We start from the raw sequence: 25,331 nt of genomic DNA on the forward strand, positions 1-25,331 counted from the left end.
GGATTCGATGCCGGCGGCAGGCTCGCCAGTCGGAATTCAGGCGCGGAAGATGAGCGCCGCGCCGGCTGCGATGAGCGCGAATCCGAAAAAGTGGTTGATGGTCAGGGATTCCTTCAGCCAGAAGATCGAGAAGCCGGAAAACACCAGCAGCGTAATGACCTCCTGAATGGTCTTCAATTGTGCCGCCGAATAGACCTGTGCGCCGATCCGGTTTGCCGGTACCGCAAGGCAATATTCGAAGAACGCGATCCCCCAACTGATTATGATCGCTACGAAAAGCGCCGTACTGCGGAACTTGAGGTGTCCGTACCAGGCGAAAGTCATGAACACGTTGGACAGTGAGAGCAACACGATTGGCCAGATAGCGGACGGATTGACGAAGGACATGATTGGACCCTGAAGAGGATGTTGTTGGTTTCTGACGTCGAGCGCCGGGGGAGAATCGAGACCGCGACCTCCTGCGCAGAACATGCAGCAACAGATCGGCGCGTCCAGTCCTGAAGGGGCTTCGATAGCCTCGCCAATGACCCTGAAATTTGGGAGCGTACAAAAAAGGTCCCTTTGCGATCAATCGATTACCTAAAAATGGAGCCTTCGCCGTTAAATGAATCTTATCGGAATCGTGTCATCCTTATGACCATGTTTGAAACGCACTGATTTCTATTGGATCCATTTTCAGCCGGATTTCCTGCATTGACCCAGATCGCCAAGCCCGCCGCAGCGAAGTTTCTGCCGGAAATCCGGAGAGCCCAGGCCGCTTACCTTGTTGACGGACTGCCCGCCACACTGTTTTTCAACGCGGTCATCGCATGCTCCGCTGCACTGCTCACCACCATCGGACACGGTCTCTTCCTTTCTGTCGTCGTCTGGCTCTGCGTTTTGCTGGGAACGCTTGCCATGCGCGGCGTCGCCCGCAACCGGCTGCTCCGCTTCCACTGGGTTGAAACACAGCCGGTTTATGCGTTGCGGGCACTGGTCGGTGGTGCCTTCATCTCGGGTTCGGTGTGGGCGGTCCTGCCCTATTGCATACCGGGCTTCGAGGTCGAGAGCACCGGTGCCCTGGTGTTTCTGGTGATGATCGGCATTTCTGCCGGTTCAATCCTTCGAGGCATCGGTCACAGCAACGTCTCGCTGGCTTTTTCCCTTCCGCTTCAAGTCTCCCTTCTCTTGTGCCTGCTGCGTATCGAGGGCGTTTTTTCTTCGCTGATGATGATCAATGTCATCGCGTTGATGGCTGTCATGGTGCGCTCCAGCCGGTCGGCCGAGAGGGTGTTCATCAGCAATGTCCTGAGCAAGCTTGAGGCGACGGCGCTGGTGCAGTCGCTCGGCATCGCCAATGATGAAATCCTGCAGCAGAACTCCCGTCTGGAAACGCTGGCTAACCGTGATACGACGACGGGCCTCGCCAACCGCGCCTATTTCAACGGTCGCCTGCTGGGGGACGTCGCCCAGGCATCCGTCAGCGGAGGCGAAGTCGCGCTGGTGATTGTCGATCTCGACCGGTTCAAATCGATCAATGACACGCTGGGCCATAGCGCCGGTGATGCCGTTCTGCGCGAAGTCGGCCGCCGCCTCATCGATATCGTCAAGGACGAGGGACTGATCGCCCGGCTCGGCGGCGACGAATTCGCCGTGCTCATTTCGGGACCGGATGCGCGCGACCGCGCGGTCGCCTGCGCCGCCCGGTTCGCTGAAGCAAGCACCGTGCCGATCGCCTTCAGCGGTGTCCAGTCCGTCGTTGGCATCAGCATGGGTCTTGCCGCCTATCCCGCCCATGCCCAGAGCGCCGAGGAATTGCTCGCCTGCGCGGACATGGCGGTCTACGAGGCAAAGGCCCGGGGCCGTCGCCAGCTTCGCGAATTCGATCCCGGCCTCAAGGAACAGGCGGACCGCTTGCGGCTGATCGAACAGGATCTGGAGCATGCCATTGTTTCCGGACAGATCGAGGTTTGGTTCCAGCCGCAGGTGCTTCTGGAAAGCGGAGAGATCTCCGGCTTCGAAGCGCTGGTCCGCTGGTATCACCCGCATATCGGCTTCATCTCTCCGCCGGAGATCATCAGCGCCGCCCAAAGCATGCATCTGGCGGAAAAATTGACGGGTTATATCACCGCCGGCGTCTGCCGCATGTTGAACCGCCTGCCCGGTCTCGACCTGCCGGATGCGACGGTCGCCCTCAACGTTTCTCCCCGGGAATTCGCCCTCTACTCCGTCGCCGACATGCTGGAACTCATCACCAGCCAGCACGGCATCAATCCGTCCCGCCTGGAGATCGAGATCACCGAAGAGGCGATCCTCGACACCGAAGGGGCCGGCGAACAGCTGAAGCGACTGGAAAACGCCGGTTACAAGCTGGCGGTCGATGATTTCGGCATGGGCCATTCTTCGCTGGCCTATCTCATCAGCCTGAAGATAGACCGCCTGAAGATCGACCGCAGCTTCGCCAAGGACGTCGCAGCCTCCCGCGGAAACCAGAAGCTGATCGCCGCGCTGGTCGGCCTCGGCCGGGCGCTGTCGCTCGACATCGTGATCGAAGGTGTCGAAACCGAGGACGACGCCGCAGTCCTCGCCACACTCGGTTGCCGCATCGCCCAGGGCTATCATTTCGCCCGCCCGATGCCGCCGGAAGCGCTGGTCGCCTGGATTCTGGCCCGCCGCCACGAGGACAAGCCGGAACCGGAAAAGAAGCGGAAGCGCAAGGTCTTCGCCTGAGCAAGCCGGGCCGTCGCCGACAGGCGTAGCGGCTGATCCGGATTCCTCCTGACAACGCTATGTCAGTTGCCTGTTTCTCGTTGCTTTTTTGTTCCGGTTTTCCCGCCACTGCCCCTTCCCTTTGCGGAAGGGATTCTCCATATTCGCGGCATGGCCAGATCTCCGAAAAAACCGTCCTCCCCGTCCGGGTTCGAGGAAGCCCCGCAATCCGAATTCGAAGGCGCGCCCCTGTCCGGGCCGATGGGGGGCAGCGTTTCCGACTGGGTGAAACAACTCGAGGCCGAAGCGGAAGCTTCGACCGTCGAAAGTCAGCGCGAGATCGCCTCCAAGGCGGGCAAGCACCGCAAGAAGATCGAGATCGAGGCGCGCAAGCACGCCGAGAAAGTGGCGCTGGAGAAGACCCAGAAGACCGCCAGGAACACCACCGCCACCAAGACCTCGCGCGGCGTCTCCATCGGCGCGTCCTCCGATCCCAAGACCCGCGCCGCCGCCGGCCTCAATCCGGTTGCCGGCCTCGATGTCTCGCTGGAAGAGGCGGGAGCGCTGGCCACGGGCGCCGTCACCGCCACGGTCGATGCCCTGTCGAAGCTGATCGAATCCGGCAACCCGCTGTTCAAGAACGGCGAGATCTGGACCCCTCACCGTCCCGCGCGCCCGGAAAAATCGGAAGGCGGCATCCCCATCCGCATGGCCTCGGACTTCTCCCCCTCCGGCGACCAGCCAACGGCCATCCGCGATCTCGTCTCCGGCATCAATGACGGCGAGCGCTCGCAGGTGCTGCTTGGCGTCACCGGCTCGGGCAAGACCTTCACCATGGCCAGGGTGATCGCCGAGACCCAGCGTCCCGCCGTCATCCTCGCGCCCAACAAGACGCTGGCCGCCCAGCTCTATTCGGAGTTCAAGAACTTCTTCCCCGACAATGCGGTGGAGTATTTCGTCTCCTATTACGACTACTACCAGCCGGAAGCCTATGTGCCGCGCTCGGATACCTTCATCGAGAAGGAAAGCTCGATCAACGAACAGATCGACCGCATGCGCCACGCCGCCACCCGCGCCATCCTCGAGCGGGACGACTGCATCATCGTCGCCTCCGTCTCCTGCATCTACGGTATAGGCTCGGTCGAAACCTACACCGCCATGACCTTCCAGATGCAGGTCGGCGACAGGATCGACCAGCGCCAGCTGCTGGCCGACCTCGTGGCGCAGCAGTACAAGCGGCAGGAGATCAATTTCGTCCGCGGCTCCTTCCGGGTGCGCGGCGATACCATCGAAATCTTCCCGGCCCACCTTGAGGATGCCGCCTGGCGCATCTCGATGTTCGGCGACGAGATCGAGACCATCACCGAATTCGACCCGCTGACCGGCAAGAAGACCGGCGACATGAAGTCGGTGAAAATCTACGCCAACTCGCACTACGTCACCCCCCGCCCGACGCTGAACGGCGCGATCAAGGCGATCAAGGACGAGTTGAAGCAGCGCCTCGCCGAGCTGGAAAAGGCCGGCCGCCTGCTGGAGGCCCAGCGCCTCGAACAGCGCACCCGCTATGACGTCGAAATGCTGGAGGCCACCGGCTCCTGCGCCGGCATCGAGAACTATTCGCGCTATCTTACCGGCCGCAAGCCAGGCGAACCGCCGCCGACGCTGTTCGAATATATCCCGGATAACGCCCTGATCTTCATCGACGAAAGCCACGTCACCATCCCGCAGATCGGCGGCATGTATCGCGGCGACTTCCGCCGCAAGGCGACGCTGGCCGAATACGGCTTCCGCCTGCCGTCCTGCATGGACAACCGGCCGCTGCGCTTCGAGGAATGGGATGCGATGCGCCCGCAGACGGTTGCCGTCTCCGCCACCCCCGGCGCCTGGGAAATGGAACAGGCCGGCGGCGTCTTCGCCGAACAGGTCATCCGCCCGACCGGCCTGATCGATCCGCCGGTCGAGGTCCGCTCGGCCAAGACCCAGGTCGACGACGTGCTCGGCGAGATCCGCGAAACCGCCCAGAAGGGCTATCGCACCCTCGTCACCGTGCTCACCAAGCGCATGGCGGAAGACCTCACCGAATACCTGCATGAACAGGGCGTCCGCGTCCGCTACATGCACTCGGACATCGACACGCTGGAGCGCATCGAGATCATCCGCGACCTGCGCCTCGGCGCCTTCGACGTGCTGGTCGGCATCAACCTGCTGCGCGAAGGTCTGGACATTCCCGAATGCGGCTTCGTCGCCATCCTCGATGCCGACAAGGAAGGCTTCCTGCGTTCGGAGACATCGCTGGTCCAGACCATCGGCCGCGCCGCGCGTAACGTCGATGGCAAGGTCATCCTCTATGCCGACCAGATCACCGGCTCGATGAAGCGGGCGATGGACGAGACCGCCCGCCGCCGCGAAAAGCAGATGGCCTACAATCTCGAACACGGCATCACGCCGGAATCGGTCAAGGCGAAGATTTCCGACATCCTCGATAGCGTCTATGAACGCGACCATGTCCGCGCCGACATTTCCGGCGTCGCCGGCAAGGGCTTTGCCGATGGCGGCCATCTGGTGGGCGCCAACCTGCAGGCCCATCTCAACGCGCTGGAAAAGCAGATGCGCGATGCCGCCGCCGACCTCGACTTCGAAAAGGCCGCCCGCCTGCGCGACGAGATCAAGCGCCTGAAAGCCGTCGAACTCGCCGCCATGGACGATCCCCTGTCGCGGGAAGAAGCCCAGGCCCAGGAAAAGGGCACTGGAAAGCCCAGGGGCAGTCGCGAGCCAATCTCCCCCCTTGAGGGGGGTGAGGAGCGGTCCGCGCAGCGGAGCAATCGATCCGGTGAATCGATTGCAGAGACGAACACCGGCAGGACAGAGGGGGGTGAGGCTGGCGTCGAACAACCCCGCATCTCCCTCTCCGGCCGCTCGAAAACCGGCAGGCCGGAAGGCCGGGGCTCATCCTACTTCGAAAAGCCCTCGCTCGACGACATGGGCCCGGGCACCGACATGGCCATCCCCGCCGGCAAGTCGTTGTTCCGAAAAAACACCCTCGACGAAATGACCGTCGGCCGCACCGAAAAACCGGTCACCGGCAAACTCCCGGAAAAGCCGTCAGGCACGACCAGCCCCCTCCCCCCTGTGGGGAGGGTTGGGGAGGGGCAACCTGACGACCCCCGCCCCATCATCCGCGCCAGGGTCGGCGCCGGCTCCTACGAGGACGAAGGCGACGGCAAGCGCAAAAGCCGGACGAAGGGTAAGACCGGGCGACCGGGGCGGTGAGTTATCTCCCCCCTTGCGGGGGAGAACGGAATTTCAGCATCTTGGCGCCGCCAAGTGCTAGAAATTCCGAGAGAGGGGCATGAACGGATACCATGCAAGACCTCGCAACCCTGCTCTCCGTCACACCACTAACGGCCGCCTGAACTGGGAGGAGTAAGCCTATTTTCGTGATGGAAAGTTTTCGGACGCAGTATAAAGTCCTGATAGGACCGCATCCTCAAGTTGAGCGTAAAAAGGCGACTTGATGTCAATGTTCGGGATTTTCTTGCCATCTATGTAATCCTGCAGTCTGCTGTCACCGTCTTTTCTCTTATTGCGCTGGAAAAATTCCCTGTAGCGTCTAGGAGTTACTCCATAGAAATGTGAAAATTCAACGGCCGGAAATTGATCGTATTCCCCCCGCTCCTGTCCATCGATGCGGATAGAATCCGCGTGCAGACGTAGAGCCAAACTTTTGGGATAGGGTTCCAAGTAGACGACATTTTTTATCCCACTGGAAACTATATGTTTCGCACACATGTGGCAGGGAAACGTGGTCGTAAACATCGTTGCGCCACCCAACGCACCACGAAGCCGAGCGGCGTCTGATATTGCAGACATTTCAGCATGGACGATTCGCCCATACTCCAGTGCGTCCATAAAACTGGAATCTTCTAGGCCCTTTTTGACAGTATCTGACAGAGTGGACCATTCAAGGTTCAGTTTCCGAACGAGCTCATGAAGGATTTCGTGCTTGCGCTTGTCGTTTGAGTCAACTTTTCTTTTGAATTCTCGATCGTCAAAATCTTCGTCGGGCCAGTAGGTGCCACCTGTGGCTTTAGGAACCTCATTTGAACCCATCGCGATTATCTCACCGCGATCACTGAATATTGCGGCTCCAACCTGCCGAGACAGATCCGACGTTCTTAATGCAGCAGATTTGGCTGCAAACATGCCGTACTCAAGCTTGCTCGGCGTAATGGTGTTGGAAGAAAACAACAGCTCCAAGAAGCGATTAAGCTGTTTATTTAGGGATGGTTTCTTCACGTCGCGATTCAGAATAAAATCGGCATCATGGAATATTTTTGCCAAGCGTTGTCCGAATTTTTCTTTACTTTGATTTTCGTCATCATCAACCAGCTTTTCTGCCGTTGACCTAAATGTCGTATGGTTTGCTTCTCCAAAGTCCTCCGAAATTTTTCGTGACAGATAATCAACCCGAGAAGATCGCATTGAGTAAACTGATAGCTGAAAGAATATCCGCCCATACACAGACCTCATAAGGTCTATTTCCTCGGGGCGCTTGAATTGGTGCACGAGAAACAAATTCTTGGAAAACTTCTCGTGCTGAGGTCTGCTGTCGCGTATCCTGCGTTCTACAATGTTTTGAATTGTCAGTGCAGCGAGTATCGACGCATCGTTTACGAATTTCCGAATCTGGTTCCCGTAAGCAATGTGACTTTCATATCGTTTGTCCAAAGGCTTCTGCACGAGAGGCACCGACGGCTTAACGAACGGAACCATGTTTTGGAACAGATCGGTAACCCGGATATCGTGTACTTGATATCCACTGGCCGCGAAAAATTTTGTTATCTCCCCAATCGTCTCGTCTAATGGGGTTCCAATTGGAGCAACGAGCCCTATAACGATTTCAGGGAATTCAATGCGAGGAATGAGTGCCATCGTTTCTACGCGAATCGTGTTAGCGTTTCTACCTGCGCTTTAGGGGAGACATAAAGTGGTTGCTAAATCAAACAAAACCATCAGCTCTCAACAGGTTACTCGCCACCTTGAGACATTAATTGTCTCACATCGTCAGTATTTTGCGGATTGGCGCTCAGATAAATTTGCGTCTGTCGAAGAGGGTCTGCGCTCTCACAAGAATTCTGAAGCGAACGCTGAACCTGTTCGCAAAGAAAAATAATTTAAGCAGTCGTTTTTAAAAGCAGGTGTTGCCGATGCAATCTCAGGAAATGCAAGGCGGGTTCTGAATAGGGGATGAACGTGGCCTCCGCACGAGACGCCCACCTCCCCCTCCCATGCAGGGGGAGCGCGGAAAATCAGAGGCTTGGGCGAGCGCAAGCCGCCTAAAATTCAAATTTTCCAGGAGAGGGGCACAGTTCCGTGGACACCAACCTCACCGACCCCCCTCTTGCTAAATCTGAGGTTTGGCCCTGATCGAGCCAATTCCTTTCAAAGCCTTCGCGCGGCGTCGCGCTCAGGCCTTCGTTCGCTGAAATCGATTCACTGGACTATTTCTGGCCTTCGGCCACCGCTCCGAAGTCTCCCCCGCAGAGGGGAGACAGGGCCGCGCAAGGCGTCAAACGCCGCAAATAGTCGCAAACATCCAAATGACGGGACAAACGAAACGGCGGGAGCCCGAGCTACCCCCTCACTCGAACCGCTCGTCAATATGCTCGACGGTGTCGGAGACCATCGAGTCGATCACGACATCCGACAGCAGCGAGGGGCCGACGGCCCAGAGTGCCCGCATATGGTCCGTGTCCTCGTGGCGGCGGTGCGCGGCCTCGCTGGTGAAGGCCTCCGCGAGCAGGATGCGGTCGGGATGGCCCGGCATCGGTACGAGTTCGATATAATGGCAATCGGGGTCGAGGCGGCTCTTTTCCAGATGGTCCCGCGCCGCCTCCAGATAGGCCTCGCGTTGTCCCGGCTTGGTTTCGAAGAATCCGACAATCAGCTTCATGCTCTCCTCCTTCGCTCTGGCCGCAAGCGTGATCCCGATGGAGGCGGCTGGCAAGGGCAGCAATCTGCCGGTTCGCCGAAGGATGTCGGAGACGAAGGCCTACCCCTTCACCACCCACTTTCCCAGCACGAACACCACCACCCCCAGCCCGAAAAACGGCCCCAGCACGCCGAAAAGCTCTGGGTCTTCCCAGGGCATGGGGATGCGGATATCGCGGCAGCCGGTGGTGTTCATGCCGCAGCCGAAGGCGGCAACCCAGTACCATGCGACAATCGCGGCAATGATGATGACAAGTCCCAGCGTCATCAGCCCGATCCTCAGGATGCGCATGCCATTTTCCTCCCGTGCCGCCTGCCCCGTTTTCGGCGCAGGTCGCCGGTCGCAAACCATGTTGCGGGTGGGATTGCTCCGAAAAGTTAGCCTGTAATGACGGCAAGCGGCATAAATCGGGCGTCGGCGCGCAGCGGCGCATCCTTTTTGGCCGTAGTCGCGATCCCCGTTTTCCCGCAAAATCCCCGCCCCCATTTCCCGTGCCTACAATCCATTCGTTCCGTCGCGGATACACCGGGTGTGCGTGCCCGGCGAGGCGGGACCGGCGCTGAAAGATTCGGGCGATCGCAGGCCCGGTCTTTCGGGGTCCGCGCAAACTGGTCTCCCTCCGGCGACGTGGGGACATGGGAAGGTTTCGGACGGCTGAACCCCATGTCGGCCCTGACGGCGCGCCGGACGCGCCTGCAAGGCGTCAGAGACCGGCGGTATCAGGTGGTCCCGGGCGTCCGGCGGTGAAAGCTGCAGCCCGATGGACGGAAAATCCTGGGAACCGCCGGAGCAGAGGGACCGATCGCACGGATAAAAACCGCCGAACGGGGCGCCGGAAGGTGTCATATCTTTTTACTTTACGAGGCAGCTTCCAGCGCCCCGTCCGCATCCCCTTCGCCGAAAGGCCGAAAAAGGGGAACCGAAATGAAGCAAGCCACGGCGGGAGACCGCGCGTGAAGGTTTCGGCATGTCCGGATGAAGGACAGCCCTCCCACCCGCAAGCCGAATCAACGCGAAGGAGCAAGCACATGACCGGGACTTCGGAAAACACCGCTACCACCGCCGCCGACAATACCGACGAACCCGATCCGGTTCGGGCCTGCATTGCTCAGATGACCGCGGACGCCCTCGGTGTTCCCCGCATTTGTCTGCGGCGAGCCTGCCGCCGGCAGCGACGCTGCGGGATCTGGTTGCAGGGTCACGATGAGACCGATTGCGCCGCCTTGCTCCCGGAAAAGTCGCGCGCCCTTTACGATGCCTTGCGCGTCGAAGCCGAGGTCATCATCGATCAGCTCAAGGAGCGCCGCCTCCCTCCACCGCCCTCGCCCGATCCGGGCCAGCACTGGCTGCAGGAACAGGCGCTCCGTATCGTTCTCGGCACCCTCGCCCATTTTCGCGTGGCCGGGCATCCCATCCTCCGACGCGTTGCCGGGAACTGGCGAGCCCAGGAACCGGCCTTGCTGCAGGGCGCCATGCTACAGCGTTACGAGGCGCTGATGCGGATCGCCAGCGCTGAACCCGATCGGCCCGCGACGGAGGCCCCGTCCTTCCCCGATGAAACGATAGGCGCGACCACGCTGCCGCCCGCCGGAGAACCCGCCGCACCGCCCGGTCCGCCGTCAGCGGATGCATCGTGAAGACATCGGGATGGTGCAGGAGGCGCGCCGTTCTCCCCTCGCCCGCAATCGCGCCTATTCGGCGGCCTTGGGCAGAGGTTCCGGCTCCAGCTCGTAGGAATAGCCTTCGAGCATGGTATAGGCCCGCTCGATCGCCTCGATCTGGGTCTCGGCGGCGCGGATGGCGTCGGTGATGGATTGCGTGCGCGCCTTCAGCATGGAGCCGAGCACATCCGCTTCCGGCCGCCGGCCGATGCGGTCGATATGCTGGCGCACCCGGGCGCGATGGCGTTCCAGTTCGAGAATGTGGAAACGCGTCTTCAGGATGTCGTCGGTGAGCTTGCGGCGCAGCCCCGCCACGGGATCGAAGCTGCCGGGCTCGCGCTCGTCGAGGATCATGTCGTTGACCAGCGTCTCCAGCATCATCAGGCCTTTGAGATCGGCGGTATCGGCAAGCTGCGGATCGTAGCCGGTGTCGTCATAGACCTTGCGCCGCACCGGGTCCTTGAGCAGCTCGTAGGACGCCGTCACCTTGGCGAAACGGTCGACATCACCACCGCCGTCGGGATGCTCGGTCTTGGCGATCTTGCGATAGGCGGCCTTGATAGCCGCATCGTTCGCGTCGCGGGGCAGCCCGAGCAGCTGGTAAGGATCGATCACGGTGGCACCTGTCTTCGGCATTGCTAATCTTGCCCCCGCGCCTTCCTAGCCCGAAGGCTGGCGGGCATCAACCCCGCACCGGGACGAGGCTTCCAAAACCTCCCCTCAAATGTCAATGGATTCAGTCGTTTGACCAAATGCAAACAAGAAAGGGCCCTGTTTTCGCCCTTGCCTTTTCGGTGGAAAACCCTTAACCGTGACGACGTTCGGGCATTAATGATCCCGGAGACTGGACCGATTGTAGTGACCGTGTCATGCGGTCTTGGGGGCTTCCTCCCGCTGGTAGACGTTCTTTCCCCGTTATCGCGACTTCCGACTGGCCCTTTCGCGAAAGGGCATAACGCCCTCTCTTCCGGTCCGCCGGAGGCGAGGAACAGACACACTAAGGGACAAGGAACTTCTCCCATGGCCACCAAGGGCACTGTAAAATTCTTCAATCAGGACAAGGGCTTCGGCTTCATCACTCCGGATGGCGGCGCTAAAGACGTATTCGTCCACATCTCCGCTCTCCAGGCTTCCGGCATCCAGGCGATCAAGGACGGCCAGCAGGTCACCTTCGACACCGAGCCGGACCGCATGGGCAAGGGCCCGAAGGCCGTCAACATCCAGCTCGCCTGATTTGCGGGTTGCTTCCGGCTCAATCGGAAGCCTGAGATGAGACATGAAACGGCGTCCCTCGGGGCGCCGTTCGCATTTCCGGCTATTCCGCCGCCACCTGAACCTTCGGCCCGGCGGAGATATCGACTGAGGCAAAAGCGGCCGCAATGACCTCCGGCCCGGCACTCGCCTTGGTCGCATCGGTGGACAGGATCTGCCGATATCGGCGCGCCCCGGCAAAACCCTGAAACAGCCCGACCATGTGCCGCGTGACATGGGAGAGCCGCCCGCCATCCGCCATCACCCGCTCGGCATAGGCCATCATCGCGTCACGCACGGCATCCCAGTCCGGTTCCTGTGCCGGCTCGCCATAAATTTTCTCGTCCACGCCGGTCAGCATCGTGGCATTATGATAGCTGGCCCGCCCGAGCATTACCCCGTCCATCACCTCAAGATGCCGGGAGGCCGCCTCGAGGCTGTCGATACCACCATTGATACCGAGGAAGACATCCGGGTTTTCCCGTTTCATCCGGTAGACCAGTTCGTAGTCGAGCGGCGGGATTTCCCGGTTTTCCTTAGGCGAGAGCCCCTTCAGCCAGGCCTTGCGGGCATGGATCCAGATCGCATCCGCACCGGCCGCGATCATCCGGGCGAGGAAATCCGGTAAAACCTCGGTCGGCTCCTGATCGTCCACCCCGATCCGGCACTTGACGGTGACCGGCACCGTCGCCACCTTTTTCATCGCGGCAACGCAGCCCTCGACCACCTCGGGTGTCTGCATGAGACAAGCCCCGAAGGTCCCGGACTGCACCCGGTCCGACGGACAACCCACATTGAGGTTGATCTCGTCATAACCGTAATCAGCGGCAATCCGCACAGCCTCCGAAAGCTTGGCCGGATCCGAACCGCCAAGCTGCAGTGCCACCGGATGCTCCTCGGTCGAAAAGCCGAGCAGCCGGTGGCGGTGCCCATGAATGATCGCATCCGCGACGACCATCTCAGTATAGAGCAACGCCCGCCCCGTCAGTTGCCGATGGAAATAGCGGCAGTGACGGTCCGTCCAGTCGATCATCGGGGCAACGGCAAAAATTGGATCCCTTGATCTACGGGAATTTTCGTGAAAGTTCAATTTGTTAGCGTCTCTTCTTTGTTTCACATTGTGTCCGTGTTTTTCAATTAGTTGCACCGTTTTTCATAGCGAGGTACAACAATGTCGTACTCGAAATAGGACATGTTGTACCGATGGGCACGATCACAGCAAGAAAACGTAAGGACGGAACGACCGGGTATACCGCGCAGATCCTTCGAAAGAAAGGCGGCGCGATAGTTTTGCGGGAGGCCAAGACCTTCGACAAAGAGCGTGAGGCCAAGGCATGGATTCGCTTTCGCGAGGGAGAACTTGACCGACCTGGAGCACTCGATCGTGCGGCCGCTCCGTCGTCAACGCTGGCCGACGCCATCGACAGGTACGTTCTGGAGAAGACGGAGATAGGACGAACCAAGGCTCAAGTCCTGCGATCTATCAAGGACTTCACGATTGCGGACATGGATTGCAGCAAGATAGGCGCCAGTGACATTTCAGGCTTCGCGCAAGAGCTACTGGCAGGTGGTCGCAAGCCGCAAACGGTCGGCAACTACATATCGCACCTGTCCGCCGTTTTTAGTGTGGCTCGGCCGCTCTGGGGCTTGCCTCTTGATCTGGGGGCCATGAGAGACGCGCAGGCTGCAATGTCGAAGGTCGGAAGCATAGGGAAGTCGGAAAAGCGAAATAGGCGCCCTACCCTACCAGAACTCGATTTGCTTATGCAGCATTTCGCCGACAGACAGGCGCGTGCACCACATTCCGCGCCGATGCACCTGATCATACCGTTCGCCATCTTCTCTACCCGCCGACAGGAAGAGATCACCCGCATTACATGGGCCGATCTAGATGAGCAGCATAGCCGTGTACTGGTCCGCGATATGAAGCACCCCGGCCAGAAGAAGGGGAACGATGTATGGTGTGAACTTCCACCCGAAGCGCTGCGCATCGCCTTGGCAATGCCTCACCGCAAGGCGGAGATCTTCCCCTACAGCACCGATGCGATTAGCGCCGCTTTCACGCGCGCTTGCCAGTTTCTTCACATCGACGACCTGAGGTTCCATGACCTTCGGCACGAGGGGGTTTCGCGATTGTTTGAGTTGGGACGAACAATTCCCCTTGCGGCATCTGTCAGCGGGCACCGCTCGTGGAGTTCATTGCAGCGCTACGCTCACCTTCGGGAGTCCGGCGATAAGTTCGCCAATTGGAAGTGGATGGACATCCTGACACGTACTGAAACGAAATAAATCTCTCTGTCATCCTTGACGATCTTCGACATTCTAAAGTTTATCCTGTCGTCAGTCATATGCGACTGACCTCTCGAACCGAAGGAGGTCTTATGTCCCTGCTCAAGACGCCCCAAGCCGCCGCCTATATCGCGAAGTCCGCAAGCTGGCTGAACAAGTCCAGGATGGACGGAAGCGGCCCTGTCTACATGAAGAACGGCGGCTCCGTCGTGTACCGCCCGCTTGATCTTGACGCCTGGATGGCCTCGAACCGCCGGACGGCGGTTTACGATTTCGCCAACGATAACCAGCGCGCGCAGGTGGAGGCATGAGCGTCCACTACATTCCTTCCGACAATGACCGCCCTTACCGCGGCAAGCGCATTTCTTGGGCGGAGTTTACAATCATCACCGGGCTGCCGAAGCCTGACTACGCCGCGCGCGCCGCAAATGACAATGCGACGCCAGATGCACTAGCCGCCTAAACGCACCAACCCACCATGACTACCAACCTGCCGACAAAGTCGGCAGGCGCGCCGTCGTGCGCCGAAAGGACAACCATGCGAATCCTGTACTGCCATCCGACCCACGAGACCGGCCGGAAAGACTGCGTCGCTTTTGTCGACGTCGAGCTCAACGAGCACATCCGCCTTTACGGCCTGCGGCTTGTTCGCCAGCCAGACGGCGCGCACTTCCTGTTTGCGCCGCAGGCCGGACAGCGCCGAACCGCGACCTTCAGCAAGCCCATGGCGGAGCGGCTTACCGCCCTTGCCGCCGAGGCGCTGGAGGCAGCCAATGAGCGGTAAGAAGCGAGGCTATGCCTATGACGTTGACGCCTGGGTGCAGTTCCACCTGCTGCGCTTGGCGTCCTTCCATCCCGACACCACGAAAGCGGATTTGGCCGTCTTGGCTGAAATCATTCAAAGGTACTGGGGCAGGTTTGGAAATGGATGGGTCACACATGAGGCCCTAGGCGCCATGACCGGGACCAGTAAGGCCACTGTAATTCGGGCGAAGCGCAACCTTGAGCAACTAGGCTTCATCACTGTAGTGCAGGCTGGCCGCCGCGGCAGCGCCACCGTCTACAAACCGAATTTTGAGCTTGTTCCGGAAAAGGGTAGCAAGGATGACACCGAAACAAACGGTATCACCCATGACACCGAAACGGATGCCATTGGTGTCGCCAGTGACACCTCAACTGGTCAATTTGGTATCACGGATGACACCCCCTCCTATCTACAAGACCGGCCCACAAGGGCCGGGTCACAGATAGATAGAGAAGAACCCGCCCCGCCTACGGCGCCGCTTTCGGATGGCCTCACGGCCACCGGCGCGGATGGTGCGGGAGGATTTGAAGAACTCTGGAAAGCGTATGGCCATCGGCAGCGAAAAGCTGACGCAAGGGCGGCCTATGAGAAAGCCGCGCCAGACAGTGACCTGCACGGCAAGATGGTCGAGGCGGCTCACGCATGGCATTCGGCATGGGCGGCACAAGCCAAGGCGGATGCTCCAAGGTTCACTCTGGCGAAATGGCTAGAGCGGGAAGAGTATGAGTGCGACCCGCCGACCTCGTTCTCTCCGAAAGAGCGGAAGCCTAAGCCCACCAAGGCGGCCAAGGCTGAGCCGCAGCCGGATAACGACAACGAGCGGGGCGCACCTGTTTTGGACGTTGGTCCGTTCTCGCCAATCGGCACATTTGATGTGACGATTGTTGGCGGCCATGTGCAAGCCGACATCAATGGCGAAAAAGTTACGCTGCTGCTGAAGTTGTCTGACGGACATGGCTCCATGCACGACATGGAGCACGTACTCTATGGCCAGCACTCGGATTCCAAGATCCAAGCGCGCGGACAGGCATTTCTGCGAACGCTGGCCGATTGCTTTGGCATTGAGAGCTTGACCGACACTGAGCAGCTTAATGGGCACCGCGTTAACTGCACGGTCGACCAGCGATTTGCCATCTCATACAGGAAGGCCGCCTGATGGAATACGCAGAGATTTACGAGGCAGTAAAGTGCGGATTCATCGACGCTATGGAAGAGGTGAAGGCAAAGCCGCGCATGATGAAGATAGACCGGTTCGAAGCGGAAGACGATGCCGGCGAGCCGGTGACTGTTGTTGGTATAATTGACGACGACGAAGAATTTATAAAGTTCATTGTCATCGAAGAATGGGAAGACGGGGAGCTGACACCGATTGTGAGGCGCAACATCTACAAGAAAGGAACGGCCGGCAAATGAACGATCTACCGGAAATCCACGTCGCTATACTGCTGGCCGCGCATGCCGCAATGTTCGCCGCGATGGCCGCGGCGAGCGCCGTCGTCCACTTCACTTGCCGTCTCCGGCCTCCGACGGGGCCCACCTATGGCCGCAAAGGATAGTATTTCTAAGAAGTAGAAACACAGAATCACTGCGCGTCCGTATTTCCAGGTCAGAAGGAACGGGAAACTATTGGATGCCGCCGTTCTGCCCTTGAGTGGACGCCTTGGCAGGTGATACATCCGAATGGTTGTAAATATTGCCAGAGATGCCATGAACCGGATACCTTGGGAACGAGACTTTCCAGACGTCATCGTTAATTGCTGCTGGAAGTCGTCTGAGTCCGGCGTCACTGGCTTGGGAAATCATGCGCTCTATCAGGCAGCCAAGGGTGAGCGTGATGTTGACGCCGCTCTGGCGCTAATTGACGACGTGGTAGTCGAACGGACCGTTGCCACACTGAGAGAGCTTGAACAAAATCACAAAGTGAAGCCGAAACTAATTGCCCCCGCGGCGCAATTAGGCGACTCAAACAACGCACTTGCCATGACCTACGCCCAATGGCTGGGTCACGAGCTCGGGTGGGCAGTTGATGAATCAGTCTTTCAACTGAAGGACTTCTCGAAGGATAAGTCGAACGCATGGGTCAGAATAGCGCACCGCTCAGCCTTCTATGGAGAAATTGACAAGACCACTCCATATGTCATAGTGGATGATGTAATCACACTAGGCGGAACAATGGCCGACTTGCGGTCGTTCATCCTCGGTAAAGGTGGGCGTGTTATAGGAATGAGCACGATCGCTTCTAAGGATGGAAACGATGTTCAGATACGCCTTGGCTCAGACACACAGACAGAGCTGGAGAAATTCTATGGCAGCGATCTTGCAAAATTTTGCAACGAGCTTCTCGGCTTTGATCACCGGGGGTTCACGGATCCCGAAGCAGCCCGAGTACTCGGTTGTTCGGGTTATGTCGATCTCAGAAAGAAAATCGTGCGAGGCCGCGACCAGGGCGATTCATCGCGAAGCGCGAAACAAGCTTCGCGATAGACCGAAGAAGTTCGGCTGAATCCCACCCGGGGTATGTCGATCTCCACGACCGCCGGCCGCCGTACCCGCCGTCCCCCACAGCACTAATGCTAACTCAGATTTTTGCCTCCCGCGCGCGCAACGCGCGCGTGCGAGAAATCATTACGTTTTTTGCCTCTCCGCTGGCCGCTGACGGGGCCATCGACATATCTACCGATCGCCAAACTTGGCAAACCCGCGTCAACCTCACGCACAGTTTTTTCTGTAGTTTTGATTTTTTAAATCAAACGCATGCCAATGCCGCCTCCTCGCCACAAGGGCGGCCAAGGGCGCGGTTTGTTGGAGTTTTTGGCGCGTCGCACTTGCGAGCGACTTAACACGCCTGGCGGCCCTAAATTCGCGGGGGCAAAAATTATACACATTTCCATCGTGAACGCAAGTTAACTGTTGACTTTTTCTGTTGGGTGCCTTATAGGGGATTCGCGCAAAGCGCATGCAAGCCGCCTTTGCGGCCAGCCCGCCCATTTGGGCACTTCCCTCTTTTTCATAGGTGACGGCCTTGAAAAATGACGACGTCCCGGTTTTTGACCGGCGCGATACCCTGCCTGCAATTCTCGACACTGACACAGCCTGGGCTCCCCCACGCAAACATGCGCGGCAGGGTGTGACCATCCGGATGGCCGGCGATCCTTGCCGCAGCTTTGCGTGGGATAGGGCCAGCGAGGCAGAGCGAGAACTATGGCGGCACAACGGCGCGGCCGTATACCTAGCACAATGGTACGATGGCCAGGCAGCGAATGACAACGAAGACTGGCCACTGCAAAAACTCTTGCGGACGGAGAAGAACGACCATTGCTTGGCCCTCGCCGAGCGCTACCGTGCCGTGCACGACATTGCTATGCGTCCTACAGCTCTTCTCGGCCGCGATCCGGCTGACCTCTATTTGGTGCAGAACGTCGACAGGGAAGGCAACCACAAGGGGCCAAAGGTCATCACCGGCAAGAACGCAACTGTCGACACACAGCCGACCCGCAACCGTGCCGCACCCGTCCCGAAGGCATGGACTGGAGATGCCGCCTTGAATGCTACTATCGACGCAAAGCGCGAACTAGCCATCGTCCGCGGCAAATTGGCATATGTGCCGGCGATCCTCGACGCCTTCGAATGGTCTGTCGTTGACGGCCTCACACTCGAGGAAACGGGCAAACGACTCGGCGCTGGCAGTAAGGGCGCCAAGGGTGAGGCCCGCGCCCGCATCTTTGACGGCTTCGGAATTGTGGACCGATATTGGCGAACGCAGGACCGCAAGGCTGCATAGGGGTACCCCAGTTCCCCGCGCCAAAAGCTATCTATGAAAGAAGGGTCGCAGCGATGCGGCCCTTTAGCATTTCAGGCCTGCCGTCACAGGTCTGATGGTGGGTGGCCGCGCGCGGTCGCTCACCGCACTTCTGTATCGCCGAGCCGCGGATGTACCGGTCGGCATACCAACCGAGCTGCGCCTACGTTGCGGTTCGACTCTCGGCAACGAGACTGGTGCGCTTGCCACCCCTCCAAGGGGCGAGCGCACCTCCTTTTTCCGACGATCCGTGATGGATCGACGACGACCAAGCCGGACCCGCTGCGGTCCGTTTTCTTCTTTCACCTCAAAAGTACGGAATTCAAACAATGACAAAACCGCGCGTTTTGGTCCGCGACCAGATTCGCCTGACTGCAAAAGTGTTGGACATTCCAGCCCCGTTCGTTCGGCAGGTTATGTCTCGGATGAAAACCGACGGCCGCCTACCCTCAACGCGTCCAGTCACGCCAGACGTGACTGCTGAGAGCCTGGCGCGTCTAGTGCTTGGTTTGTGCGCGCCACTTCCCGGCAAGTCGACAGACACGGAAATCGCCATCGGTGCAGTTCCGCGCATCGCTGGCGACGGCGCGGATACTGTCGCCAGCGAGTTGGAGTCACTTATCAACGAAGCCGCCGGCATTGTTGATGGGGAGATTGATTTTTGGAATGGCGACCTACTTGTCGGCATCGATAGGCCCTCGCTTGTTGTTCACGTCGTCAGGTTTGATGGAACGAACACGCTGCGGCTCTACCGGGGAAAGCATGAGCGGGAAGAGGGCGTGACGCGGTATGTGCGAATCCCGCTTCAGACTCTGCGCATGCTCGCTCTAGAACTGATGGGAGACTAGAGTGAAACAGATCCCAAAGCCGGAAGACTTTTCGCCGGAATATTCGCGGCTCATGGAGCGCCACGTTGCACTGATGGCGCGCGACGGGGCTATCTGCGTAGAAGAGCGAGAGCTGCACGCGCAAGCCGTTTCTGAGCCGGTAGCAAGTCGCCACGCTGACCGCGTCAGTTCGCTCCTGTCCGGCGTTGAATATACTGCTCCAGTGCCGATCAAGGACCGCCTGGCCGAGCTCGCTGCCGAACGGCGGGCCATTGCCGAGGCGCTCCGGGAGATTGCCGGCCAATTGAAGATGGAGCGCGAGCGCACATCGCGCTTGATCGTCGCGCAATTCGACGGCGAGCACGCAGCGCTCGCTGCCGATTTCTTTAGGCACATTGCCGCCGCCGCGGCCGTTCACGCCACCTATGGCGAAATGAGGCGAGGCTTTCACCGTGCTGGTGTCGATCCGGCTGGATTTACCGATTTCGGCATCGAGCTTTTCGGCGATCCTGGCCACAGAAACGGTCAAGTTGGCGTCGCTATGCGGGCCGCTTATCGACGTGGCTACCTCAAGCAAAACGAAATTCCAGAGGCGTATCGATGAAGATTGAGACCGCACACGCTCGCGTCCTGCGAGAAGACGAAACGGAAACCGAATTTGAGGCGAAGGTGCCAACGCATTTCGACACCAAAGCGGCGGTAGACGAGCTCATCAAGACAACGCGGAAGCTACTAAAGCGCCATGGTATCAAAGACATTTGAATTTAAACCTGTCGCTACTCCAGACGGTCGTTTTTCTGGTTACGGCGCTGTTTTTGGCAATGTCGACAGCCATCGGGATGTAATTGAATCCGGTGCGTTCACAGCGTCAATCGCTGCCTGGCGCGCTCGAGGCCGCTGGCCTTCCATGAAGCTGCAGCACGGCACGGGCGGCAACATGTTCAGCGGCGACGACCTGCCAATCGGACGGTGGGTTGACATGTTCGAGGACCGAAACGGGCTGTTCGTTCGGGGCGAATTGCTGGCATTAGACACCGATTTAGGGCGCCGGCTTCTCGGCCTTATGCGCGGCGGGGTTCTGGACTCTCTGTCCATCGGCTTTGTTGCCAAGCGGACCAGGGCCGGGACTGGCCGCGTCGGGCGCTATCTTGTCGAGTGTGACCTTCATGAGATTTCGCTTGTCGACACTCCCTCAAACGACCTAGCGCGCGTCTTACCGATTTCGCCAATGGAGGACGCAGCTGACAAGTTGCGCGATGCCATCGCGAGCCTAAAGGGCAAGGACGATCCGGCGCCGGACCCAATGAGCAAGCTGCGAGTCGCGCTGTCGCGGCTTTAGCACTGAAACAACCTTCCAAAATCACAAAGGAAACAACATGGCATTCACAGGAATTCACGTTTCGGCCGGATATGTCGGACCGCTGTACAACCGCAGCAAGACGAGCCACGCAGCGCTTATTTCGCGAGTCGTTTCAAGCGAGCATATGACCGGTGCAGGGACCACGACTTTGGTGGCTCCAGAACACTCTGAGAGCATGGGCGCTCCAGTATTTCGCATTCAGGCGTCCGCTGACTCGTGGGTGGCGATCGGCGCGGCGCCTAACGCTTCAACAGGCCCGCGCACCCTCTGCCGAGGCGGCGAAGATTATGACATTTTCGTAGAACCTGGCGATAGGCTCGCTTGGGTGGCCGCCTAAGACGGGGGACGGTCAAATCTCTACAGGCCTACAGACGGCGGACCGGCGCGGATCAAACATACACAACGCCACGATTGAGAAATTGAGGTCAGTCTATGGCAAGGCCGAGGACGCCGGTGTCTCGATCGTGTCTTTCTGCAACGCCTTAATCCCACCCTTGCCGTACTCTATCTCCCCGCCAGGCACCTTCAGCCTGAGCCCAGACGCACGTCCGAGTAGTGCGGATGCGAGGTAGTCGGCGGGGTGCGCATCGGCCCCCTCATCCTTTTCGCCCTTGGTGAAAAGGTTACGGGAAATGCTCTCCAAAAGGTGATCAGGTATCGAATTATTCTGCTCAAAACGCCACTCGAGCGACGTTTCCACAACCCAACTGGCGCGGTCGATATCTAACTCGAACTGCTTCAGTTGAAACTCCGCGTCAGCATGCCTCTCAAACCAGCGGTTCATCCATCGAATGTACCAAGAGAGAAGTCCGAGCAGAGCCACAGTCAGGCCGAGCGGCTTTAGCGCGGCGATCACAGAGACCGTCATCGACGGAGACTCGCTGAACACAACCGTGGAATTGTAAGTGGTGTATAGCAGTAGAAGCAAGAGACCGACCATCGCGATCCAAACTGCTATATGGATGGGCTGTCGGCGCTGATTGGTATCCTTAGTTAGCTCAAACTTGCTCGCATGTTCCGCGATGCGTGCCTTGAGGTTGGTGTGGAGAGCACGGCGAGCGTGGGTGTTATTGCGATCATCTAGAGCCTTCACCCGCACCTGAAGTGCAGACTCCTCATCTTCCAGACGCCGCCTGTGAGCGGCAATTTCCGCTTCAAGTTGGTCTCGCTTCTTGTCGTAGTCCTTCAGAAGCTTCGAGTTTTTACCCCAGTACTCCTCCTCGAGCTTCCGTCTAGCGGCCGCAGCTTCCTCACCAACAGATGCTACTGTCTTTTGCATCTGTTCGAGCATTCGCTGATGCGAGTTCATCAACTCGCGAAAAACCTTAGGGTCTCTGTAGATGAACGGCGAAGAAATAGACGGCGAAAGGAATCTGCGAGAAACAAGTGCGTCAATCTCAATAATCTTTTCGACGCCGTACGGATTGGCCAGTGGAGGGTGAGACGCTTGGTCGTTTCTGATTTCAAGGGTGGCGAAACCCACCGAGGCTTCGTCGGCGCCTTGGTGATAGCTGATTGTAAACCGATCAATTGAAAACTGAGCGTTCTGGATCAGATTTCCGTTATGTGAAAGGACCTCATTCAGGATCTCCGGCTTCTGATCCACAGATACGGTCATACTCTGCGGGGCGGCGCCGAGTAAGAAGGTGTACTGGTCTGCCCCGAGGATTCGGCAAGCTTCTTCCATGAACCGGCAAATCACTGCATCGCTTAGCAACGGTACCGTGTGTTTCACGTTTCGTGACATCCGAACCTCCATTAGGAAGCGGATATCAGTACATAGCGCATTCAGCCTGTCTACGTAGTGAAGCTGCAACCCACAGTAAACAATGCGATTGCGCGGCTAATCCAGATGGCCAGACCCCACCGCACCCCGCGCCACGACTAGGCGCCGACGCCGCTAACCAAAAGGACAAATCATGCAGACCTTCACGGACGCTCACGCGGCCGCGCCTAGACGCGTGGGTGCAAACTGATGGCAGCCCAAGACCTCGAGCGCCTGGTAGTCCAGCTTTCTGCGGATATCAAGAAATACGAAAACGCGATGAATCGCGCACAAGGCATTACCAACCGTCAGCTTGGTTCAATACAGAAAAAGGCGAACACAGTCGGCAATGGTATCGGCGCATCTTTTGCACGCGCTGGCGCACAGATTGCGGCGGCGTTCGCCGCGCAGGCTTCATTGGCGGCGGCGCAAGAACTGGTGGACGCCGCCACTCGCATTAGCAATGCGCTGAAGGTTGCCGGCCTGGCTGGCTCTGAGTTGGAGAAGGTCTACCAGGCGCTTTTCGCTTCTGCCCAAAAAAATGCGGCGCCCATTGAGTCGCTCGTCACCCTCTACAGCCGTCTGGCATTGACGCAAAAAGAACTTGGCGTAACCAGCGAGGAACTGGTCGGCTTTGCCGACAAAGTCGCGTTGGCATTGCGCGTTGGCGGCATAGACGCGCAGGCCGCAAGCGGTGCGCTGCTGCAGCTTAGCCAGGCTCTCGGCGGGGGAACGGTTCGCGCTGAAGAGTTCAACTCGGTTCTCGAGGGCGCCCCGACAATCGCGCAGGCGGTCGCGGCTGGCCTCAAGGAAGCCGGCGGGTCTGTCGCCAAGCTTCGCCAGCTTGTAGTCGACGGGAAAATCTCGTCCGAGGCGTTCTTCCGCGCATTCGAAGCCGGTTCGGTAATGCTTGATGGCAAGGCGGCAAGTTCCGTTCTTACCGTCGGCCAACAGTACGAACGGTTGCGCAACACGCTCATCAACGTGGCTGGCCGGATCAACGAAGCGACCGGCGCCAGTGACAAGGCAGGGGCCGCACTTGGGCGCCTGGGCGGTGCCGTTGAGGTGCTCGGCGACATAATCGTGCGTATCGCCAATGGGCCGATTGGCACGCTTCTCGGCAAGTTGGACGAACTGGACGAGAAGGCTAGGTCTGTCCTCGGGTTCTTGGCCAACTTCTCCTTGAATGACGAGATATTCAACGCGTTGATTGCGCCAGAGGTGAACACTGCCCCGGCGGAAGAAGACATCGGGTCGCTCGAAAAAGAACTGAAGACGCTACAAGAGCGAATCGCGCTGAATACGGAGCTTGGCTTCGACAATACGGGCGCCATCGCACGCATCAACGAAGTGACCGACGCAATCAACAGGATGCGCGCAGCTGGCGGCGATGGAGGCCTAACGCCAGGGGCTATTCAGGACTACGCTGCCAGAAACGATATAGGGCAAGCCGCTCCGAAGACAGGCCGGCTTCCTGCTGCCGTCACTGTCAACCCAGTATCTACTAGCGATTTTGCGCCTCCCGTTTCTCGTGGCGGCGGCAGCGGTGGACGAACCGGCGGCAAATCCAAAGTTTCCGATTTCCAGCGGGAAATCGAACAGATCCGCGAAAAGACAGCGGCACTTCAGGCGGAAACTGCGGCTCAAGCCGGATTGAATCCGCTTGTCGACGACTATGGCTACGCCATGGAGCGGGCGCGCACGGAGCAGGAACTGCTGGCTGCAGCCGAAAAGGCTGGGCTCGCGATCACGCCGCAACTCAAGGCAAACATTGCGCAGTTGGCCGAAGGCTACGCGCAGGCGAGCGTTGAGGCGCAGAGGCTGCAGGAGAGCCAGGAGGCTGTTCGCCAGGCGGCGGAAGACTTCAGGTCGACCGGCAAGGACGTGGCGTCTGGCTTCATCAACGACCTGCGTCAAGGCAAGTCTGCCGCCGAGGCGCTGGCGAACGCGCTAAACAAGGTCGTCGATAAGTTGATCGACGTCGCGCTCAACGCGGCGTTCGGCCTTGGTGGTGGCGGCGGGCTTGGCGGTGGCTTTCTTGGCAGGTTGTTCTCGATATTTGGCTTTGCGGACGGCGGTTACACGGGAAGCGCTTCAGTTGATTTCAAAGAAAGGATCGCCGCATGAGCGGTATGCTCTCAGTGGTCCAGAAGGACCGAATCCATTTGGTAGCTGACGCTGCCTTCTACGACCCCGACACGGGCATCCTAACCGGCATCGGGCCGAAGATTTGGCCATTCCCGAAAATAAATGCGGCGTTCTCGAGCCGGGGGAGCGCGTTGTCCTTTCCACTCTTTCGCCATTTGCTTGAGGCCATCGAGCTTGCCACCTTCGACGACTTTGTTTCTGTGGCGCCCGATGCCTTCCAGTCCTTGTATTCCATGCTGGGTGCGGAGACATGCGAGGTAATGGTTGCGGGGTTCAGCACCGCCCGCGATCGGCCTGAGGTTTATTGGTGGTGCAATCACAAAGGATGGGACGGCCTGGAGCCCGGCAACGTCTATCGACTCGAAGGCGTTTCGCAATTCGGCCTTGACCGTGACGACTTACCATCTGCGGAAGCGTTCACACCTACCGATGCAGTGTCTGCCTTTCAGAAGGGCCGCGAACATCTGAGCGACCTGCATTGCGGCGCTGCCGACGTGCCATTCATGGCGCACGCTATCGGCGGCGGCGTTCTGCATATTGAACTCACCGCCGACGGCTGTAACGGCTCCTGGCTACACGAGTGGCCGGACGTGATCGGCGAGAAAATCGACCCGTTGCGCGACGAGCAGCCCGCAGTTGATTGGCGGCAAGGTCGCACGACACCAGCCGGTTGTCCATTGGGCGCCGCACAACTAGCCGCCTAGCGAGCCACCTCAAAACACCTCGAATCCGAAACACAGCCCTGC

At 59.0% G+C, this 25,331-nt stretch carries 24 protein-coding genes; 17 read left to right on the forward strand and 7 right to left on the reverse strand.

What is annotated here, in order from left to right; genetic code table 11:
* Window positions 1-36 precede the first annotated feature (36 nt).
* Window positions 37-387, reverse strand: a complete 351-nt coding sequence (locus NBH21_RS23540) for a DMT family protein (protein WP_250916329.1) — start codon at window positions 385-387, stop codon at window positions 37-39.
* 306 nt (window positions 388-693) lie between these two features.
* Between NBH21_RS23540 and NBH21_RS23545 the strand changes: the two genes are divergently transcribed.
* Together NBH21_RS23545 and uvrB are read left to right on the forward strand one after the other, a co-directional pair.
* Window positions 694-2,709: a putative bifunctional diguanylate cyclase/phosphodiesterase gene (locus NBH21_RS23545; RefSeq protein ID WP_250916328.1), complete on the forward strand. Its 2,016-nt coding sequence runs from the start codon at window positions 694-696 to the stop codon at window positions 2,707-2,709.
* A 150-nt stretch (window positions 2,710-2,859) separates the two neighbouring features.
* Entirely contained in the window at window positions 2,860-5,958 is a 3,099-nt protein-coding gene (gene uvrB, locus NBH21_RS23550) for an excinuclease ABC subunit UvrB (RefSeq protein ID WP_250916327.1), read from the forward strand.
* Window positions 5,959-6,117: 159 nt separating this feature from the next.
* Here uvrB and NBH21_RS23555 read toward each other — a convergent pair whose 3' ends face one another.
* From NBH21_RS23555 to NBH21_RS23565, 3 genes are all read right to left on the reverse strand, one after another.
* Window positions 6,118-7,620: an anti-phage dCTP deaminase gene (locus NBH21_RS23555; protein ID WP_250916326.1), complete on the reverse strand. Its 1,503-nt coding sequence runs from the start codon at window positions 7,618-7,620 to the stop codon at window positions 6,118-6,120.
* A 709-nt stretch (window positions 7,621-8,329) separates the two neighbouring features.
* The gene (locus NBH21_RS23560; protein WP_250916325.1) at window positions 8,330-8,641 is read right to left on the reverse strand and encodes a putative quinol monooxygenase; all 312 of its coding nucleotides are present in this window, start codon (window positions 8,639-8,641) and stop codon (window positions 8,330-8,332) included.
* Between the two features lie 99 nt (window positions 8,642-8,740).
* Window positions 8,741-8,971, reverse strand: coding sequence for a hypothetical protein (locus tag NBH21_RS23565; RefSeq protein WP_250916324.1), 231 nt, complete (start codon window positions 8,969-8,971; stop codon window positions 8,741-8,743).
* Between the two features lie 737 nt (window positions 8,972-9,708).
* Between NBH21_RS23565 and NBH21_RS23570 the strand changes: the two genes are divergently transcribed.
* A complete protein-coding gene (locus tag NBH21_RS23570) occupies window positions 9,709-10,317 on the forward strand; it encodes a hypothetical protein (RefSeq protein WP_250916323.1) in 609 nt (202 codons plus the stop codon).
* A gap of 54 nt (window positions 10,318-10,371) precedes the next feature.
* On the opposite strand, the gene NBH21_RS23575 is transcribed toward NBH21_RS23570, so the two are convergent.
* A complete protein-coding gene (locus NBH21_RS23575; protein ID WP_250916322.1) occupies window positions 10,372-10,977 on the reverse strand; it encodes a J domain-containing protein in 606 nt (201 codons plus the stop codon).
* 384 nt (window positions 10,978-11,361) lie between these two features.
* On the opposite strand from NBH21_RS23575, the gene NBH21_RS23580 reads away from it, so the two are divergent.
* The gene (locus NBH21_RS23580) at window positions 11,362-11,574 is read left to right on the forward strand and encodes a cold-shock protein (protein WP_099057933.1); all 213 of its coding nucleotides are present in this window, start codon (window positions 11,362-11,364) and stop codon (window positions 11,572-11,574) included.
* Between the two features lie 82 nt (window positions 11,575-11,656).
* Here NBH21_RS23580 and dusA read toward each other — a convergent pair whose 3' ends face one another.
* A complete protein-coding gene (gene dusA / locus NBH21_RS23585) occupies window positions 11,657-12,682 on the reverse strand; it encodes a tRNA dihydrouridine(20/20a) synthase DusA (protein WP_280925023.1) in 1,026 nt (341 codons plus the stop codon).
* A gap of 113 nt (window positions 12,683-12,795) precedes the next feature.
* Here dusA and NBH21_RS23590 point away from each other — a divergent pair, with 113 nt between their 5' ends.
* The 11 genes from NBH21_RS23590 to NBH21_RS23640 all read left to right on the forward strand — a co-directional run bounded on the left by NBH21_RS23590 (window position 12,796) and on the right by NBH21_RS23640 (window position 20,651).
* The gene (locus tag NBH21_RS23590; protein WP_250916320.1) at window positions 12,796-13,881 is read left to right on the forward strand and encodes a tyrosine-type recombinase/integrase; all 1,086 of its coding nucleotides are present in this window, start codon (window positions 12,796-12,798) and stop codon (window positions 13,879-13,881) included.
* Window positions 13,882-13,973: 92 nt separating this feature from the next.
* Window positions 13,974-14,192 carry a helix-turn-helix domain-containing protein gene (locus tag NBH21_RS23595; protein ID WP_250916319.1) on the forward strand — a complete coding sequence of 73 codons (219 nt, stop codon included), beginning with the start codon at window positions 13,974-13,976 and terminating at the stop codon, window positions 14,190-14,192.
* Window positions 14,189-14,344, forward strand: coding sequence for a hypothetical protein (locus NBH21_RS23600; protein ID WP_250916318.1), 156 nt, complete (start codon window positions 14,189-14,191; stop codon window positions 14,342-14,344). Before NBH21_RS23595 ends, NBH21_RS23600 begins: the two co-directional genes overlap by 4 nt.
* Window positions 14,345-14,419: 75 nt before the next feature.
* Entirely contained in the window at window positions 14,420-14,665 is a 246-nt protein-coding gene (locus tag NBH21_RS23605; protein ID WP_250916317.1) for a hypothetical protein, read from the forward strand.
* Window positions 14,655-15,842: a helix-turn-helix domain-containing protein gene (locus NBH21_RS23610; RefSeq protein WP_250916316.1), complete on the forward strand. Its 1,188-nt coding sequence runs from the start codon at window positions 14,655-14,657 to the stop codon at window positions 15,840-15,842. Before NBH21_RS23605 ends, NBH21_RS23610 begins: the two co-directional genes overlap by 11 nt.
* A complete protein-coding gene (locus NBH21_RS23615) occupies window positions 15,842-16,099 on the forward strand; it encodes a hypothetical protein (protein WP_250916315.1) in 258 nt (85 codons plus the stop codon). Before NBH21_RS23610 ends, NBH21_RS23615 begins: the two co-directional genes overlap by 1 nt.
* Before the next feature lie 267 nt (window positions 16,100-16,366).
* Window positions 16,367-17,170, forward strand: a complete 804-nt coding sequence (locus NBH21_RS23620; protein WP_250916314.1) for a phosphoribosyltransferase — start codon at window positions 16,367-16,369, stop codon at window positions 17,168-17,170.
* A gap of 538 nt (window positions 17,171-17,708) precedes the next feature.
* On the forward strand, window positions 17,709-18,467 hold the full coding sequence (locus tag NBH21_RS23625; protein WP_250916313.1) for a hypothetical protein: 759 nt from the start codon (window positions 17,709-17,711) through the stop codon (window positions 18,465-18,467).
* Window positions 18,468-18,814: 347 nt separating this feature from the next.
* Entirely contained in the window at window positions 18,815-19,333 is a 519-nt protein-coding gene (locus NBH21_RS23630; protein ID WP_250916312.1) for a hypothetical protein, read from the forward strand.
* A 1-nt stretch (window position 19,334) separates the two neighbouring features.
* Window positions 19,335-19,916 (forward strand): hypothetical protein, encoded by a 582-nt coding sequence (locus NBH21_RS23635; protein ID WP_250916311.1) that lies wholly within the window; start codon window positions 19,335-19,337, stop codon window positions 19,914-19,916.
* A gap of 138 nt (window positions 19,917-20,054) precedes the next feature.
* Complete coding sequence (locus NBH21_RS23640; RefSeq protein ID WP_250916310.1) at window positions 20,055-20,651, forward strand: HK97 family phage prohead protease; 597 nt, start codon at window positions 20,055-20,057, stop codon at window positions 20,649-20,651.
* Between the two features lie 451 nt (window positions 20,652-21,102).
* Here NBH21_RS23640 and NBH21_RS23645 read toward each other — a convergent pair whose 3' ends face one another.
* Complete coding sequence (locus tag NBH21_RS23645) at window positions 21,103-22,419, reverse strand: hypothetical protein (protein WP_250916309.1); 1,317 nt, start codon at window positions 22,417-22,419, stop codon at window positions 21,103-21,105.
* A 228-nt stretch (window positions 22,420-22,647) separates the two neighbouring features.
* Here NBH21_RS23645 and NBH21_RS23650 point away from each other — a divergent pair, with 228 nt between their 5' ends.
* Both NBH21_RS23650 and NBH21_RS23655 read left to right on the forward strand, forming a co-directional pair.
* Complete coding sequence (locus NBH21_RS23650; RefSeq protein WP_250916308.1) at window positions 22,648-24,564, forward strand: tape measure protein; 1,917 nt, start codon at window positions 22,648-22,650, stop codon at window positions 24,562-24,564.
* Window positions 24,561-25,289, forward strand: coding sequence for a hypothetical protein (locus NBH21_RS23655; protein WP_250916307.1), 729 nt, complete (start codon window positions 24,561-24,563; stop codon window positions 25,287-25,289). Before NBH21_RS23650 ends, NBH21_RS23655 begins: the two co-directional genes overlap by 4 nt.
* Window positions 25,290-25,331 lie beyond the last annotated feature (42 nt).

This window comes from Ciceribacter sichuanensis, from assembly GCF_024055605.1.
In the GTDB taxonomy this organism is placed as follows: Bacteria; Pseudomonadota; Alphaproteobacteria; order Rhizobiales; family Rhizobiaceae; genus Allorhizobium; species Allorhizobium sichuanense.

Coding starts and splice junctions, on each gene's coding strand:
- NBH21_RS23540 (WP_250916329.1), bottom strand. CDS start 387: ATGTCCTTCGTCAATCCGTCCGCTATCTGGCCAATCGTGTTGCTCTCA.
- uvrB (WP_250916327.1), top strand. CDS start 2,860: ATGGCCAGATCTCCGAAAAAACCGTCCTCCCCGTCCGGGTTCGAGGAA.
- NBH21_RS23555 (WP_250916326.1), bottom strand. CDS start 7,620: ATGGCACTCATTCCTCGCATTGAATTCCCTGAAATCGTTATAGGGCTC.
- NBH21_RS23560 (WP_250916325.1), bottom strand. CDS start 8,641: ATGAAGCTGATTGTCGGATTCTTCGAAACCAAGCCGGGACAACGCGAG.
- NBH21_RS23565 (WP_250916324.1), bottom strand. CDS start 8,971: ATGCGCATCCTGAGGATCGGGCTGATGACGCTGGGACTTGTCATCATC.
- NBH21_RS23570 (WP_250916323.1), top strand. CDS start 9,709: ATGACCGGGACTTCGGAAAACACCGCTACCACCGCCGCCGACAATACC.
- NBH21_RS23575 (WP_250916322.1), bottom strand. CDS start 10,977: ATGCCGAAGACAGGTGCCACCGTGATCGATCCTTACCAGCTGCTCGGG.
- NBH21_RS23580 (WP_099057933.1), top strand. CDS start 11,362: ATGGCCACCAAGGGCACTGTAAAATTCTTCAATCAGGACAAGGGCTTC.
- NBH21_RS23590 (WP_250916320.1), top strand. CDS start 12,796: ATGGGCACGATCACAGCAAGAAAACGTAAGGACGGAACGACCGGGTAT.
- NBH21_RS23595 (WP_250916319.1), top strand. CDS start 13,974: ATGTCCCTGCTCAAGACGCCCCAAGCCGCCGCCTATATCGCGAAGTCC.
- NBH21_RS23600 (WP_250916318.1), top strand. CDS start 14,189: ATGAGCGTCCACTACATTCCTTCCGACAATGACCGCCCTTACCGCGGC.
- NBH21_RS23605 (WP_250916317.1), top strand. CDS start 14,420: ATGCGAATCCTGTACTGCCATCCGACCCACGAGACCGGCCGGAAAGAC.
- NBH21_RS23610 (WP_250916316.1), top strand. CDS start 14,655: ATGAGCGGTAAGAAGCGAGGCTATGCCTATGACGTTGACGCCTGGGTG.
- NBH21_RS23615 (WP_250916315.1), top strand. CDS start 15,842: ATGGAATACGCAGAGATTTACGAGGCAGTAAAGTGCGGATTCATCGAC.
- NBH21_RS23620 (WP_250916314.1), top strand. CDS start 16,367: ATGGTTGTAAATATTGCCAGAGATGCCATGAACCGGATACCTTGGGAA.
- NBH21_RS23630 (WP_250916312.1), top strand. CDS start 18,815: ATGACAAAACCGCGCGTTTTGGTCCGCGACCAGATTCGCCTGACTGCA.
- NBH21_RS23640 (WP_250916310.1), top strand. CDS start 20,055: ATGGTATCAAAGACATTTGAATTTAAACCTGTCGCTACTCCAGACGGT.
- NBH21_RS23645 (WP_250916309.1), bottom strand. CDS start 22,419: ATGTCACGAAACGTGAAACACACGGTACCGTTGCTAAGCGATGCAGTG.
- NBH21_RS23650 (WP_250916308.1), top strand. CDS start 22,648: ATGGCAGCCCAAGACCTCGAGCGCCTGGTAGTCCAGCTTTCTGCGGAT.
- NBH21_RS23655 (WP_250916307.1), top strand. CDS start 24,561: ATGAGCGGTATGCTCTCAGTGGTCCAGAAGGACCGAATCCATTTGGTA.